This window comes from Pseudomonas viridiflava (assembly GCF_900184295.1).
Classification (GTDB): Bacteria; Pseudomonadota; Gammaproteobacteria; order Pseudomonadales; family Pseudomonadaceae; genus Aquipseudomonas; species Aquipseudomonas viridiflava.
In genome coordinates, this window is sequence record NZ_LT855380.1 from 1,127,681 (window position 1) to 1,142,317 (window position 14,637).

The window sequence follows — 14,637 nt, forward strand, 5'->3', positions numbered from 1 at the left end:
GTCATAGCCAAATTTCTCAGGTGCCTGCGCGGATAGCTTGGTAGCTTTAGGCTCCTGAGCATCCGCCAATTATTGAGGCCCTCGCCATGACCACTTCCACCGCTATTCGCCGACTCGATGCTGCCGACCCGGATTTCGCCCGACATCTGGATCATCTGCTGAGCTGGGAAAGTGTGTCTGACGACTCGGTCAATCAGCGCGTGCTCGACATCATCAAGGCCGTGCGTGAGCGAGGCGACGCTGCACTGGTCGAGTTCACCCAGCGCTTCGATGGTCTGCAGGTCGCCTCGATGGCCGATCTGATCCTGCCCCGCGAACGTCTGGAACTCGCGCTGACACGCATCACGCCAGTCCAGCGTCAGGCGCTCGAGAAAGCCGCCGAGCGGGTTCGCAGCTACCACGAAAAGCAAAAGCAGGATTCCTGGAGCTACACCGAGGCCGACGGCACCGTGCTTGGCCAGAAGGTGACGCCGCTGGATCGTGCCGGTCTGTACGTACCGGGCGGCAAGGCGTCCTACCCTTCGTCAGTGTTGATGAACGCCATTCCCGCCAAGGTGGCGGGTGTGACCGAGGTGGTCATGGTCGTGCCGACGCCGCGTGGCGAGATCAACGAACTGGTGTTGGCTGCGGCCTGCATTGCTGGCGTTGACCGTGTATTCACCATTGGTGGCGCGCAGGCTGTTGCCGCACTGGCCTACGGCACCGAGAGCGTGCCGAAGGTCGACAAGGTGGTCGGCCCGGGCAACATTTATGTCGCCACGGCCAAGCGCCACGTGTTTGGCCAGGTGGGCATCGACATGATCGCAGGTCCTTCCGAGATTCTAGTGGTGTGTGACGGTCAGACCGATCCTGACTGGATCGCGATGGACCTGTTCTCCCAGGCCGAGCATGACGAAGACGCGCAGGCGATTCTGGTCAGTCCGGACGCTGAGTTCCTGGACAAGGTCGCGGCCAGCATCACTCGTCTGCTGCCAACGATGGAGCGTGCGGCCATCGTCGAGACATCCATCAATGGTCGCGGCGCGCTGATCAAGGTGGCTGACATGGCGCAGGCCATTGAAGTGGCCAACCGCATTGCCCCCGAGCACCTGGAGTTGTCGGTGGCCGACCCTGAAGCCTGGCTGCCGCATATTCGTCACGCAGGAGCGATCTTCATGGGCCGTCACACCTCCGAGGCGCTGGGCGATTACTGCGCGGGCCCCAACCACGTGTTGCCGACCTCCGGCACGGCGCGTTTCTCGTCGCCGCTGGGTGTCTACGATTTCCAGAAGCGCTCCTCGATCATTTATTGCTCGCCGGAGGGCGCATCGGAACTGGGCAAGACGGCATCCGTACTGGCCCGTGGCGAATCGCTGAGCGGCCATGCCCGCAGCGCCGAATACCGAATTACCGACCCGAGCTGGAAAGCCGGCAGCACAGAGGAAGGCAACTGATGAGCAAGTTCTGGAGTCCCTTCGTTCGCGATCTGGTGCCTTATGTGCCGGGCGAGCAGCCGAAGCTGAGCAAGCTGGTCAAACTCAATACCAATGAAAATCCCTACGGCCCGTCGCCCAAGGCGCTTGACGCCATGCGCGCTGCGCTGACCGACGACCTGCGTCTTTACCCTGATCCCAACAGCGATCTGCTCAAGCAGGCGGTGGCCCGTTATTACAGCGTCCAGCCGAACCAGGTGTTTCTGGGCAACGGCTCCGATGAAGTGCTGGCCCATATTTTCTACGGGTTGTTCAAACACGATGCACCGCTGCTGTTCCCGGACATCAGTTACAGCTTCTACCCGGTCTATTGCGGCCTGTATGGCATTGATTATGAAGCCGTGGCGCTGGACGAGCAGTTCCAGATCCGTGTCGAGGATTATGCGCGCCCGAATGCCGGGATCATCTTCCCCAACCCGAATGCGCCTACCGGCTGCCTGATGGCGCTGGATACAGTCGAGCAGATCATCAAATCCAGCCCGGATTCGGTCGTGGTCGTGGACGAGGCGTACATCGACTTCGGCGGCGAGACCGCGATTTCGCTGGTCAATCGTTATCCGAACCTGCTGGTGACCCAGACCCTGTCCAAGTCGCGCTCGCTGGCAGGCCTGCGCGTCGGTCTTGCGGTGGGTCATCCTGATCTGATCGAAGCGCTGGAGCGGGTCAAGAACAGCTTCAACTCCTACCCGCTGGACCGAATGGCCAACGTGGGCGCTGCTGCGGCATTCGATGATATCGAGCACTTCGAAATGACGCGCAACAAGGTCATTGAAAGCCGTGAAGTGCTGGTTGGACAGCTGCAGGCCAAGGGTTTCGAGGTCCTGCCTTCAGCCGCCAACTTCATCTTCGCTCGCCACCCACAGCACGATGCTGCCGGACTGGCTGCGAAACTGCGCGAGCAAGGGGTGATCGTGCGCCACTTCAAGCAGCAGCGCATCGCACAGTTCCTGCGCATCAGTATTGGTACGCCGGAGCAGCATCAGGCGCTGCTGGAAGGGTTGAGCGACATCTGAGGGATGTGACGCCCGGCGTCACATTCGACAGCGGACGCGGAGCGTCCTGGGCTGCGTTACTACGCAGAGTGGCGCGATCATCAAGAACAGCGATGATCGTGCCCATCGCTCCGCGTGGGCATGCCTCCCGTGACGCTCCGCGTCCCATCGGGTCTGATCACGCAACGGGATCAGTCATCCCGTCCGTTTCAAATTACTCAGGATTCGCAGCAGGCGTTGGCGCGGGAGGCGGGCGCAGGCCTACTTCAGCGCTGAGGCGCAATTCCTTGCCGTTACGCATCACGTCGATGGCAATCTTGTCCTTGGGTTTGGTGCGCGCCACCTGGTTCATCGAGCGACGGCCATCGCCGGCCGGTTCGCCGTTGATACTCAGAATGACGTCACCCAACTGCAGGCCGGCTTTCTGCGCCGGTCCGTCGCGGAAGATACCGGCGACCACGATGCCCGGACGATCTTTCAAGCCGAACGACTCGGCCAGTTCCTGAGTCAGCGGCTGAACCTCGATACCCAGCCAGCCACGAATCACCTGACCGTGTTCGATGATCGACTTCATGACGTCCATCGCCAGTTTGGTCGGGATGGCAAAACCGATGCCTTGCGAGCCACCGGACTTGGAAAAGATCGCCGTGTTGATGCCGGTCAGGTTGCCGCTGGCATCCACCAGCGCGCCGCCCGAGTTGCCGGGGTTGATCGCTGCGTCGGTCTGAATGAAGTCTTCGTAGGTGTTGAGCCCCAACTGGTTGCGGCCCGTGGCGCTGATGATGCCCATGGTCACTGTCTGGCCGACGCCGAACGGGTTGCCGATGGCCAGTGCCACATCGCCGATGCGAATGCCGTCAGAGCGGGCAATGGTGATCGACGGCAGGTTTTTCAGGTCGATTTTCAGGACTGCCAGATCGGTTTCAGGGTCGTTGCCGATCACGCGAGCGATGGTTTCGCGACCGTCCTTGAGCGCCACGACAATCTGGTCTGCGCCGATGGTCACGTGGTTGTTGGTCAGCAGGTAGCCTTCCGGGCTCATGATCACGCCGGAGCCCAGGCTGGATTCCATGCGCTTCTGTTTGGGGGTGTTGTCGCCGAAAAAGCGACGGAACTGGGGGTCTTCGAACAGTGGGTTGGCGCCCTTGTTCACCATCTTGGTGGTATACAGGTTCACCACGGCGGGCGCGGCCGCGCTCACCGCGTCGGCGTAGGAAGAAGGACCCTGCATGATATTGGTGGTCTGCGGCGCCTGTTGCAGATTGACATCCAGGCTGGGCAATCCTACCCATTGTGGATAACGCTGAATGATCAGCATGGCGATAAGCACACCGGCCAGCAGTGGCCAGCCGAAAAAGCGCAGAGCCTTGAGCATTGAACAAGTCCTGATGGTTTCGGCGCAGAAATTTTTGCCACGGGTGCGCCATAATGGCGGGCATTATACGAGCACAAAGCAGCTCTGAACTGCATATTTAGGAGTCTTTTATGGCTGTTGCCCTGAGCATCCTGGTAGAAGAAGCCGACCGCTATCTCAATAGCGCCCGTATTCAGGATTACTGCCCCAATGGCCTGCAGGTCGAAGGCCGTCCGCAGGTGATGCGGATCGTCAGCGGCGTCACGGCGAGCCAGGCGCTGCTGGACGCGGCGGTCGAGGCGCAGGCTGATCTGATTCTTGTGCACCACGGCTATTTCTGGAAGGGCGAAAACCCCTGTGTCGTCGGCATGAAGCAGCGTCGCCTGAAAACCTTGCTCAAGCACGACATCAGCCTGCTGGCCTATCACCTGCCGCTCGATGTGCATCCCGACGTGGGCAACAACGTGCAGTTGGCGCGTCAACTGGATATCACCGTCGAAGGTCCTCTCGATCCGGAAAACCCCAAAGTGATCGGTCTGATCGGTTCCTTGTCCGAGGCCGTGACCCCGCGCGATTTCGCCCGTCGTGTCCAGGAGGCGCTGGGTCGCGAGCCGTTGCTGATCGAGGGCAGCCAGATGATTCGTCGCGTCGGCTGGTGCACGGGAGGTGGTCAGGGTTACATCGATCAGGCGGTGCTGGAAGGCGTCGATCTGTTCCTGAGCGGCGAAGCGTCAGAGCAGACCTTTCACAGTGCCCGGGAAAACGACATCAGTTTCATTGCCGCCGGACACCACGCCACCGAACGTTATGGTGTTCAGGCGCTGGGTGATTATCTGGCGCGGCGCTTTGCCGTCGAGCACATTTTCATCGACTGCCCGAACCCGATCTGATCCATCAAACGGCGGAGCATATGCATAGATCGTTTCGATCTAGCCGCCGCGCTGATTAGCGATATCGTGCATGATAAAGTGCACGGCTCGAATACGGCCCGCAGGCCGCCCCGGGTTTTCCCGGTCCAACGAACGTGAGTAACCATGGTTGATAAACTGACGCATCTGAAACAGCTGGAGGCGGAAAGCATCCACATCATCCGCGAGGTCGCCGCCGAGTTCGATAACCCGGTGATGCTGTACTCGATCGGCAAGGATTCGGCCGTGATGCTGCATCTGGCGCGCAAGGCTTTCTTTCCGGGCAAGCTGCCGTTTCCGGTCATGCATGTCGATACCCGCTGGAAATTCCAGGAAATGTATCGCTTCCGCGACCAGATGGTCGAGGAAATGGGCCTGGACCTGATCACCCACATCAACCCCGATGGCGTGGCGCAGGGCATCAATCCATTCACCCACGGCAGTGCCAAGCACACCGATATCATGAAAACCGAGGGCCTCAAGCAGGCACTGGACAAGCATGGTTTCGACGCAGCTTTCGGTGGCGCACGCCGCGACGAAGAGAAGTCCCGCGCCAAGGAGCGCGTGTATTCCTTCCGCGACAGCAAGCACCGCTGGGACCCGAAGAACCAGCGTCCCGAGCTGTGGAACGTGTACAACGGCAACGTCAACAAGGGCGAGTCGATCCGCGTATTCCCGCTGTCGAACTGGACCGAGCTGGACATCTGGCAGTACATCTACCTTGAAGGTATCCCGATTGTGCCGCTGTACTTCGCGGCCGAGCGTGACGTGATCGAGAAGAACGGCACGCTGATCATGATCGACGACGATCGTATCCTCGAACACCTGACGGATGAGGAAAAGGCGCGCATCGTCAAGAAGAAGGTGCGTTTCCGCACGCTCGGCTGCTACCCGTTGACCGGTGCCGTCGAGTCCGAAGCCACCAGCCTGACTGACATCATTCAGGAAATGCTGCTGACGCGAACTTCCGAACGCCAGGGCCGGGTCATCGACCACGATGGCGCAGGCTCGATGGAAGAAAAGAAACGTCAGGGTTATTTCTAAGGGGGTGTCACATGTCGCATCAATCTGATTTGATCAGTGAGGACATCCTCGCTTATCTGGGCCAGCACGAACGCAAGGAAATGCTGCGCTTTCTTACCTGTGGCAACGTCGACGACGGCAAGAGCACGTTGATCGGACGCCTGCTGCACGATTCCAAGATGATCTACGAAGATCATCTGGAAGCCATTACCCGTGACTCCAAGAAGTCCGGCACCACAGGCGACGACGTCGATCTGGCGTTGCTGGTGGACGGTCTGCAGGCCGAGCGCGAGCAGGGCATCACCATCGATGTCGCCTACCGCTACTTCTCCACGGCAAAGCGCAAATTCATCATTGCCGATACCCCGGGCCACGAGCAGTACACCCGCAACATGGCCACCGGTGCATCAACCTGCGACCTGGCGATCATTCTGGTGGACGCGCGTTACGGCGTGCAGACCCAGACCCGTCGCCACAGCTATATCGCGTCCCTGCTGGGCATCAAACACATCGTGGTCGCCATCAACAAGATGGACCTCAACGGCTTCGATGAAGGCGTGTTCGAGTCGATCAAGGCCGATTACCTGAAGTTTGCCGAAGGCATTGCCTTCAAGCCGACCACCATGGCTTTCGTGCCGATGTCGGCGCTCAAGGGCGACAACGTGGTCAACCGCAGCGAGCGTTCGCCGTGGTACACCGGCCAGTCGCTGATGGAAATTCTGGAAACTGTCGAAATCGCCAGTGACCGCAACTACACCGACCTGCGTTTCCCGGTGCAGTACGTCAACCGTCCGAACCTAAACTTCCGTGGCTTTGCCGGTACGCTGGCGAGCGGCATCGTGCACAAGGGCGATGAAATCGTCGTGCTGCCGTCGGGCAAGAGTAGCCGCGTGAAATCCATCGTCACCTTCGAAGGCGAGCTGGAGCAGGCCGGTCCCGGTCAGGCCGTGACGCTGACCATGGAAGACGAGATCGACATCTCCCGTGGCGACCTGTTGGTGCATGCCGACAACGTCCCGCAGGTCAGCGACGCGTTCGACGCCATGCTGGTCTGGATGGCTGAAGAGCCGATGCTGCCGGGCAAGAAATACGACATCAAGCGCGCCACCAGCTACGTGCCGGGTTCGATTGCCAGCATCACTCATCGCGTTGACGTGAACACGCTGGTCGAAGGCCCTGCCAGTTCGCTGCAGTTGAACGAGATCGGTCGCGTCAAGATCAGCCTCGACGCGCCTATCGCGCTGGACGGCTACGACAGCAACCGCACCACCGGTGCGTTTATCGTCGTCGACCGTTTGACCAACGGCACGGTAGCAGCGGGCATGATCATCGCCAAGCCGGTCAGTGCCGGTGGCTCGACGCATCATGGTGAGTCGGCGCACGTGACCACCCAGGAGCGCGCACAACGCTTCGGTCAGCAACCGGCCACCGTGCTGTTCAGCGGCCTGTCGGGCGCGGGTAAAAGTACGCTGGCCTACGCGGTCGAGCGCAAGCTGTTCGACATGGGCCGCGCCGTATACGTGCTGGATGGCCAGAACCTGCGTCACGACCTGAACAAAGGTCTGCCGCAGAACCGTGCCGGTCGGACCGAGAACTGGAGCCGTGCCGCTCACGTGGCGCGTCAGTTCAACGAAGCCGGTCTGTTGACCCTGGCCGCGTTCGTGGCGCCGGATGCCGAAGGCCGTGAACGCGTGAAAGCGCTGATCGGCAAGGATCGCCTCGTGACGGTCTACGTCCAGGCATCGCCTGCCATCTGCCGTGAGCGTGATCCTCAGGGCCTGTACGCTGCCGATGGCGATAACATCCCGGGCGAATCCTTCCCGTACGACGTGCCGCTGGATGCCGATCTGGTGATCGACACCCAGACGCTGACAGTGGATGAAGGCGTGAAGCGGGTGCTGGACGTGTTGCGCAGCCGTGGCGCGATCTGAGTCTCAGCCTGTTACAGAAAACCCGCCGATGATGGCGGGTTTTTTGTTTGATCGTGGCGCCAGGGATTGAGTCGCATGACCTTGAAAAGCCCGAGCGTGCAATCAAGGATTGATCGGACAACCTCCCCGGTGCGGATCCATTGTGCATGCATGTTCAAGGTCCGGGATGCTGTGTTTGATCAGATAGCAGTCTTTCTCGCAGTCTCCTGACACGCAGCCAGACAGTATGGCGAGCATAAGCAAACAGATGATTTTTCGCATGGAGTCTCCCTCTCGGCGCTTTTATTCTCTGGATACGAAGGTAACAAACCACTTTCAATCGCCATTCATGCATTTTCGCGATGACGATGAAATGGGGCTGTCTCGCATTTGAGTGTCAGTCGGGTCTCTGGCTTGAGCTGAAAGATGTAGCAGTCCTTGACGCAATCGCCAAGAACGCAGCTGGCTGTGAGCACGCATTCCCAAGAAAATTCTATTCATCGATTCCTCCTTGAGTAGGCAGGAAGATACGGAGGCGGGGCGATGGCAGGTAGAGCGTGTAGTCCCTGACGGTCGTAGGAATTTTCTGCGTTGTCTGAGAGTCTTTGAAATCTTACGTAGTAGCTATGGCAGACATAAAAAAGCCGCCGTTCATTTCGAATGGCGGCTTTCGGTAGGACTGGCGGTTTCGTTACTTCTTCAAACCGTAATGCTCATCCAGCATGCCCGGGGTGTCAGGCGATTTTGGCGCGTAATCCTTCGGGGCTTCGGTGTCGCGTGGCGGTGTCAGGCGGTCGCGAGGAGCCTGGTTGGCCTCCGGGTGCAGAGCGGCCAGCAGACGTTGGCGGGTCAGTTCGTCAAGGGCCAGACGGTTGGCGCCCTCGGCGAGATGCTCCTGAACGTCGTGGTAGCTTTGCGAAAGCTTCTGGACCAGGTTAGCCGTACTGTTGAAGTGAGTGACCACCTCGTTCTGATAGGTATCGAAACGCTCCTGAATGTCATCCAGCTGGCGCTGGGTGCTGTTCGGAACGGTGTTGGGCAGCAGACGTGCGACCAGGAAACCAATGACGACACCGGCAACCAGGGCGAGAGTCGGCAGCAACCAGACTAAGAGCGAGTGTTCCACGAGTCCTTCCTCTATAAACGGCTTTGCTTTACGTTAACGGCTCGAACCTGCGCTGTATACCCGCGACGTGTCGTTGATATGCAAGCCACAGACAATCAGCTAGACGAGTTGACCCATTTCGAGGTCACGGAGTTCTTTTTGCTCATGCGCGAAACCCCACTATTCATCGATGGCCCCGAGGGCCAGATCGAGGCACTGTATCAGGACGTACCCGATGCCAGAGGCGTCGCACTGATCTGCCATCCTAACCCGATCCAGGGTGGAACGATGCTCAATAAAGTCGTCTCCACGTTACAGCGCACTGCGCGGGACGAAGGCCTGATCACCCTGCGCTTCAATTATCGCGGCGTCGGCGCCAGTGCCGGAACGTCAGTGGCAGGGCCTGGCGAGATCGATGACGCACAGGCTGCCGCCAAATGGCTGCGCGAAAAACACCCGGATCTTCCAATGACCCTGTTCGGTTTTTCCTTCGGCGGTTACGTCGCGGCGAATCTTGGCGGCCGGCTCGAAGCGCAGGGCGAAAAACTCAAGCACCTGTTTCTGGTCGCCGCCGCCGCTTCTCGCCTGCAGGACCACAGAGTGCTGCCGCAGAACTGCCCGCTGACGGTGATTCAGCCCGAAACCGACGAAGTCATCGACCCGGAAACGGTCTACGCCTGGTCGGCTGCGCTGCAGCGTCCCCATGAGCTGCTGAAAGTGGCAGAATGCGGACACTTTTTTCACGGCAAGCTGACCGATCTCAAAGAATTGATCCTGCCGCGTCTCTCCAATTGATTGCAGCCCATAGATAAGCGACCTGCCATGACCACTCGTATCCTGACCGGTATCACGACCACCGGCACCCCCCATCTGGGTAACTACGCGGGCGCGATTCGCCCGGCCATCGTCGCCAGCCGTCAGAGCGGCTTCGACTCGTTCTATTTTCTGGCCGATTACCACGCGCTGATCAAATGCGATGACCCGCTGCGCATTCAGCGCTCGCGTCTGGAAATCGCAGCGACCTGGCTGGCTGCGGGTCTGGACGTTGATCGCGTGACGTTCTACCGTCAGTCCGACATCCCGGAAATTCCTGAACTGACCTGGCTGCTGACCTGCGTGGCCGCCAAGGGCCTGCTCAACCGTGCGCATGCCTACAAGGCGTCGGTGGACAAGAACGTCGAAGGTGGCGAAGACCCGGACTCCGGCATCACCATGGGGCTGTACAGCTATCCGGTGCTGATGGCGGCAGACATCCTGATGTTCAACGCACATCAGGTCCCGGTGGGTCGCGATCAGATTCAACACGTCGAAATGGCGCGTGATATCGGCCAGCGCTTCAACCACCTGTTCGGCAAGGGCAAGGAATTCTTTGTCATGCCCGAAGCGCTGATCGAGGAGAGTGTCGCGACGCTGCCCGGTCTGGACGGCCGCAAGATGTCCAAGAGCTACGACAACACCATCCCGTTGTTCAGCAGCGCCAAAGAGATGAAGGATGCGATTTCGCGCATCGTGACTGACTCGCGTGCGCCGGGCGAAGCGAAGGATCCGGACAATTCCCATCTGTTCACGCTGTATCAGGCCTTCTCCACGCCCGAGCAATGCGCAGCGTTCCGTGCCGAGTTGCTGGAAGGTCTTGGCTGGGGTGAGGCGAAAAATCGTCTGTTCACGTTGCTGGACGCCGAGTTGGCCGAGAAGCGTGAAAAGTATCTGGGTCTGATCGAGCGTCCCGCCGATCTGGAAGACATTTTGTTGGCGGGTGCCGAGAAGGCCCGTCGTGTCGCCACGCCGTTCCTCGGCGAACTGCGTGAGGCTGTTGGCCTTCGCTCATTCCGTACCGTGGTGCAGGGCGCGGACACCGGCAAGAAGAAAGCCGCCAAGGGCGCACGCTTCGTCAGCTTCCGTGAGGATGACGGCAGCTTCCGTTTCCGTCTGCTGGCGGCCGATGGCGAACAGTTGCTGTTGTCGCGCAATTTTGCCGACGGCAAGGCGGCGGGTGCGGTGAGCAAACAGTTGCAGCAGGGCGGTGAGCTCGATCTGCGTACTGAAGCTGATCGTTTCACGCTCTGGCTGGATGACGCGTGCGTGGCCGACAGTCCGGTGTTTGCCGATGCTGCCGCACGCGACAGCGCCATCCAGACCCTCAAGTCGGCACTCGCTCCTCAACAGGACTGATTGCCATTCCCTGGGGTCGTCGTTACAGTGACGGCCCGTTTTTGTTGCCTTGCTAACGAATATGACGCCCCTAGAACGATATCAAGCTGATCTCAAGCGCCCGGACTTTTTCCATGATGCCGCGCAGGAGAATGCTGTGCGTCATTTGCAGCGCCTGTACGACGATCTGATCGCTTCCCATGACAGCAAGCCCGGCCTGTTCGGCAAGCTGTTCGGCAAGAAAGAGCCGACCCTGGTCAAAGGCCTTTATTTCTGGGGCGGAGTAGGGCGCGGCAAAACCTATCTGGTCGATACCTTCTTCGACGCACTGCCGTTCAAGGACAAGGTCCGTACTCACTTCCACCGCTTCATGAAGCGCGTGCACGAAGAGATGAAGACCCTCAAGGGCGAGAAAAACCCGCTGACGATCATCGCCAGGCGTTTTTCCGATGAGGCACGCGTGATCTGCTTCGACGAGTTCTTCGTGTCCGATATCACTGACGCGATGATCCTCGGCACCCTGATGGAAGAACTGTTCAAGAATGGTGTGACGCTGGTCGCGACGTCCAACATCGTGCCGGACGGCTTGTACAAGGACGGCCTGCAGCGTGCACGCTTCCTGCCAGCCATCGCGCTGATCAAGCAGAACACCGACATCGTCAACGTCGACAGTGGCGTCGATTATCGTCTGCGTCATCTGGAACAGGCTGAACTGTTCCACTTCCCGCTCAATGAAGCGGCGCAGGACAGCATGCGCAAAAGCTTCAAGGCGCTGACGCCGGAATGCGCAGAAACCATCGAGAACGATGTGCTGGTGATCGAGAATCGCGAGATTCGCGCCCTGCGTACCTGTGATGACGTGGCCTGGTTCGATTTCCGCGAACTTTGTGACGGCCCGCGCAGCCAGAACGACTACATCGAGCTGGGCAAGATTTTCCACGCCGTGCTGCTCAGTGGTGTCGAGCAGATGGACGTCTCCAAGGATGACATCGCCCGTCGCTTCATCAACATGGTCGATGAGTTCTACGATCGCAACGTCAAGCTGATCATCTCGGCAGAAGTCGAGCTGAAGGATTTGTACACCGGCGGTCGACTGATGTTCGAATTTCAGCGCACGCTGAGCCGCCTGCTGGAAATGCAGTCCCACGAGTTTCTGTCGCGGGCGCACAAGCCTTGATGGTTTGAAAGTTAGATACGGAAAGGCCTGCATTGCAGGCCTTTTTCGTTTTTGCGTCCCGCAGATTTCAGCCGGTCAGGCGGCCTGCTGAAATTGCTGGCGATACTGATTCGGTGACAGTTCGGTGTGTTGGCGGAACAGGCGCGCGAAGAAGCTGGCGTCGTCGTAGCCGACCTCGTAGCTGATGGTCTTGATGCTTTTGCGCGAGCCGGACAGCAGGCCCTTCGCGGTTTCGATGCGCAGGCGTTGCAGGTAATGCAACGGCTTGTCACCGGTGGCGGTCTGGAAGCGGCGCATGAAGTTGCGAATGCTCATGCCGTGTTCCCTTGCCACATCTTCGAAGCGAAACTTGTCCGCGAAGTGTTCCTCGAGCCAGTGCTGGATCTGCAGAATGATCACGTCCTGATGCAGCTTCTGACCGCCGAAGCCGATTCTGCCCGGTGAATAGGTGCGCCGCACTTCATAAAGAATGTCGCGGGCCACGGCCTGTGCGACGTTTGCACCGCAGAACCGCTCGATCAGATAGATGTACAGGTCGCAGGCAGACGTGGTGCCGCCCGCGCAATACAGGTTGTCGGCGTCGGTCAGGTGTTTCTCCTGATTGAGCAGCACGTTCGGGTAGCGCTCGGCGAACTGGTTGAAAAAGCGCCAGTAGGTGGTCGCCTCCTTGCCGTCGAGCAGTCCGGCCTCGGCGAGCCAGAACACCCCGGTGGCTTCCGCGCACAGGACTGCGCCCCGGGCATGCTGCTCGCGCAGCCACGGCAGGACCTGGGGGTAACGCTGGCAGAGCGCGTCGAAATCGTCCCAGAAGGCCGGAATCACGATGATGTCGCTCTGGCAAAGGTCGCCATCCACCGGCAGCGTGACGTCGCTGAAGCTGCCGACGGGCTGACCGTCCGGGCTGACAAGGCGTATTTCGAAAGCGGGGACCAGGCCGTGACCCAGTTGTCTGCTGTACCTGAGGCTTGCCAGGTGAAAGAAGTCCTTGGCCTGCATCAGGGTCGAGGCGAACACCTTGTCGGTGGCCAGAATGCTGACGCGCCTCAGCGGCGTGGAGTGTTGGGTTGGCATAGTCTTTATTCTTATATGGGTAAATGGTCAATCAACGGCTGGATCGTCTTATTTTTTCTCGGGCGTGTCCAGTCAGGTTCTCGGCAGCCCGAGGTGCGCGGACCTTCCGAAGGTTGCATGGCAGGCGGCAAATATCCTTCATTGCAGCGGTCCGGAGCAATAAACAGAACGTGAACGAAAAACCGGTTGAGGTTATTTTTTCAGCCTGTATAATCCGCCAGCTCTTTGCAGTGGAAGTGATGCGCCGTCTGCCGAAGAATCTTGCCGTAGAACGGACGCGCTGACCCGAGCCCCCGATAGCGTCTGTTTCCGGCTGCCTTTGACTTGTCAAAGTACGCACTATTCAGTAAGATCCGCCGTCTCATTTTCAGGGCGGCCCCTGAGGCTATAAAGAATGAAAACTTTTACTGCTAAACCGGAAACAGTTAAGCGCGACTGGTTCGTCGTCGACGCTGCTGGTCAGACCCTGGGTCGTCTGGCCACCGAAATCGCGAGCCGTCTGCGTGGCAAGCACAAACCGGAATACACTCCGCACGTTGATACCGGCGACTACATCGTCGTGATCAATGCCGAGCAGATCCGCGTTACCGGTGCCAAGACTACCGACAAGATCTACTACTCACACTCCGGTTTTCCGGGCGGGATCAAGTCGATCAACTTCGAAAAGCTGATCGACAAAGCTCCTGAGCGCGTGATCGAGACCGCGGTCAAAGGCATGCTGCCTAAGAACCCGCTGGGTCGCGACATGTATCGTAAGCTGAAAGTCTATGCGGGCGCTGTACACCCTCATACTGCTCAGCAGCCCCAAGAACTGAAGTTTTAACGGAATAGTTCATTATGTCGGCGACTCAAAATTACGGCACTGGCCGTCGCAAGACCGCAACCGCACGCGTTTTCCTGCGTCCGGGTACTGGTAACATCTCGATCAACAACCGCACTCTGGAATCGTTCTTCGGTCGCGAAACTGCCCGCATGGTAGTTCGTCAGCCGCTGGAACTGACCGAGACCGTTGAAAAGTTCGACATCTACGTCACCGTTATCGGTGGCGGTGTAAGTGGTCAGGCTGGCGCAATCCGCCACGGTATCACTCGCGCTCTGATGCAGTACGACGAAACCCTGCGTGGCGCGCTGCGTAAAGCAGGCTTCGTGACTCGCGATGCTCGTGAAGTTGAACGTAAGAAAGTCGGTCTGCGTAAAGCGCGTAAGCGTCCGCAGTACTCGAAGCGTTAATTCGTTCTTCGTTCAAAAAGAACGCCCACCTCGTTTATCGAGTTGGGCGTTTTTTTATGGGCCGGTTTTTTTGTCCAGTCGATTTTGTGCAGGCGAGGGCATGGCTGTAACGTCTCACTTACAGCCAGTCGAGCTTTTGAGGCGGTCGTCTGCTGAAGGGTGTTTTTACCCTCCGGCAGCGTTTATAACAGCTAAATTGTTATCAGACAGACGCCTGCGTTCGACAGGCCGGATCGCTGATGGG

The 14,637-nt window shown here is 59.0% G+C and carries 13 protein-coding genes; 10 read left to right on the plus strand and 3 right to left on the minus strand.

Going from position 1 to position 14,637, the window contains the following annotated elements:
• Positions 1-86 precede the first annotated feature (86 nt).
• A complete protein-coding gene (hisD, locus tag CFBP1590_RS05435) occupies positions 87-1,433 on the plus strand; it encodes a histidinol dehydrogenase (RefSeq protein ID WP_029243312.1) in 1,347 nt (448 codons plus the stop codon).
• Positions 1,433-2,485 (plus strand): histidinol-phosphate transaminase, encoded by a 1,053-nt coding sequence (gene hisC, locus CFBP1590_RS05440; RefSeq protein ID WP_088234601.1) that lies wholly within the window; start codon positions 1,433-1,435, stop codon positions 2,483-2,485. The genes hisD and hisC overlap by 1 nt, the downstream gene beginning before the upstream one ends.
• Positions 2,486-2,678: 193 nt before the next feature.
• Here the strand turns inward: hisC and algW are convergent, their stop codons facing one another.
• Positions 2,679-3,839, minus strand: a complete 1,161-nt coding sequence (gene algW / locus CFBP1590_RS05445; RefSeq protein ID WP_004881534.1) for a Do family serine endopeptidase AlgW — start codon at positions 3,837-3,839, stop codon at positions 2,679-2,681.
• 110 nt (positions 3,840-3,949) lie between these two features.
• Here algW and CFBP1590_RS05450 point away from each other — a divergent pair, with 110 nt between their 5' ends.
• The 3 genes from CFBP1590_RS05450 (at position 3,950) to cysN (ending at position 7,680) form a co-directional block, all read left to right on the plus strand.
• On the plus strand, positions 3,950-4,708 hold the full coding sequence (locus CFBP1590_RS05450; protein ID WP_088234602.1) for a Nif3-like dinuclear metal center hexameric protein: 759 nt from the start codon (positions 3,950-3,952) through the stop codon (positions 4,706-4,708).
• A gap of 144 nt (positions 4,709-4,852) precedes the next feature.
• Positions 4,853-5,770: a sulfate adenylyltransferase subunit CysD gene (cysD, locus tag CFBP1590_RS05455; RefSeq protein ID WP_024687156.1), complete on the plus strand. Its 918-nt coding sequence runs from the start codon at positions 4,853-4,855 to the stop codon at positions 5,768-5,770.
• 11 nt (positions 5,771-5,781) lie between these two features.
• Positions 5,782-7,680: a sulfate adenylyltransferase subunit CysN gene (gene cysN, locus CFBP1590_RS05460; RefSeq protein ID WP_088234603.1), complete on the plus strand. Its 1,899-nt coding sequence runs from the start codon at positions 5,782-5,784 to the stop codon at positions 7,678-7,680.
• 670 nt (positions 7,681-8,350) lie between these two features.
• Here cysN and CFBP1590_RS05465 read toward each other — a convergent pair.
• On the minus strand, positions 8,351-8,785 hold the full coding sequence (locus tag CFBP1590_RS05465; protein WP_025996312.1) for a Z-ring associated ZapG family protein: 435 nt from the start codon (positions 8,783-8,785) through the stop codon (positions 8,351-8,353).
• 144 nt (positions 8,786-8,929) lie between these two features.
• On the opposite strand from CFBP1590_RS05465, the gene CFBP1590_RS05470 reads away from it, so the two are divergent.
• From CFBP1590_RS05470 to zapE, 3 genes are all read left to right on the plus strand, one after another.
• Complete coding sequence (locus CFBP1590_RS05470; RefSeq protein WP_088236366.1) at positions 8,930-9,559, plus strand: alpha/beta hydrolase; 630 nt, start codon at positions 8,930-8,932, stop codon at positions 9,557-9,559.
• Between the two features lie 27 nt (positions 9,560-9,586).
• Positions 9,587-10,936, plus strand: coding sequence for a tryptophan--tRNA ligase (locus CFBP1590_RS05475; protein ID WP_029243308.1), 1,350 nt, complete (start codon positions 9,587-9,589; stop codon positions 10,934-10,936).
• A 61-nt stretch (positions 10,937-10,997) separates the two neighbouring features.
• On the plus strand, positions 10,998-12,092 hold the full coding sequence (gene zapE / locus CFBP1590_RS05480; protein ID WP_004881527.1) for a cell division protein ZapE: 1,095 nt from the start codon (positions 10,998-11,000) through the stop codon (positions 12,090-12,092).
• 75 nt (positions 12,093-12,167) lie between these two features.
• Here the strand turns inward: zapE and CFBP1590_RS05485 are convergent, their stop codons facing one another.
• A complete protein-coding gene (locus CFBP1590_RS05485) occupies positions 12,168-13,064 on the minus strand; it encodes a GlxA family transcriptional regulator (protein ID WP_161627638.1) in 897 nt (298 codons plus the stop codon).
• 493 nt (positions 13,065-13,557) lie between these two features.
• Here CFBP1590_RS05485 and rplM point away from each other — a divergent pair, with 493 nt between their 5' ends.
• Positions 13,558-13,986 carry a 50S ribosomal protein L13 gene (rplM, locus tag CFBP1590_RS05490; RefSeq protein WP_004881525.1) on the plus strand — a complete coding sequence of 143 codons (429 nt, stop codon included), beginning with the start codon at positions 13,558-13,560 and terminating at the stop codon, positions 13,984-13,986.
• A gap of 14 nt (positions 13,987-14,000) precedes the next feature.
• A complete protein-coding gene (gene rpsI, locus CFBP1590_RS05495) occupies positions 14,001-14,393 on the plus strand; it encodes a 30S ribosomal protein S9 (protein ID WP_004881524.1) in 393 nt (130 codons plus the stop codon).
• Positions 14,394-14,637: the final 244 nt, after the last annotated feature.

What these genes read in the sequence shown, in the direction of transcription:
- zapE (WP_004881527.1), top strand. Translation starts at nt 10,998, where the DNA reads ATGACGCCCCTAGAACGATATCAAGCTGATCTCAAGCGCCCGGACTTT.
- CFBP1590_RS05470 (WP_088236366.1), top strand. Translation starts at nt 8,930, where the DNA reads ATGCGCGAAACCCCACTATTCATCGATGGCCCCGAGGGCCAGATCGAG.
- hisD (WP_029243312.1), top strand. Translation starts at nt 87, where the DNA reads ATGACCACTTCCACCGCTATTCGCCGACTCGATGCTGCCGACCCGGAT.
- CFBP1590_RS05450 (WP_088234602.1), top strand. Translation starts at nt 3,950, where the DNA reads ATGGCTGTTGCCCTGAGCATCCTGGTAGAAGAAGCCGACCGCTATCTC.
- algW (WP_004881534.1), bottom strand. Translation starts at nt 3,839, where the DNA reads ATGCTCAAGGCTCTGCGCTTTTTCGGCTGGCCACTGCTGGCCGGTGTG.
- cysN (WP_088234603.1), top strand. Translation starts at nt 5,782, where the DNA reads ATGTCGCATCAATCTGATTTGATCAGTGAGGACATCCTCGCTTATCTG.
- rpsI (WP_004881524.1), top strand. Translation starts at nt 14,001, where the DNA reads ATGTCGGCGACTCAAAATTACGGCACTGGCCGTCGCAAGACCGCAACC.
- cysD (WP_024687156.1), top strand. Translation starts at nt 4,853, where the DNA reads ATGGTTGATAAACTGACGCATCTGAAACAGCTGGAGGCGGAAAGCATC.
- hisC (WP_088234601.1), top strand. Translation starts at nt 1,433, where the DNA reads ATGAGCAAGTTCTGGAGTCCCTTCGTTCGCGATCTGGTGCCTTATGTG.
- CFBP1590_RS05475 (WP_029243308.1), top strand. Translation starts at nt 9,587, where the DNA reads ATGACCACTCGTATCCTGACCGGTATCACGACCACCGGCACCCCCCAT.
- rplM (WP_004881525.1), top strand. Translation starts at nt 13,558, where the DNA reads ATGAAAACTTTTACTGCTAAACCGGAAACAGTTAAGCGCGACTGGTTC.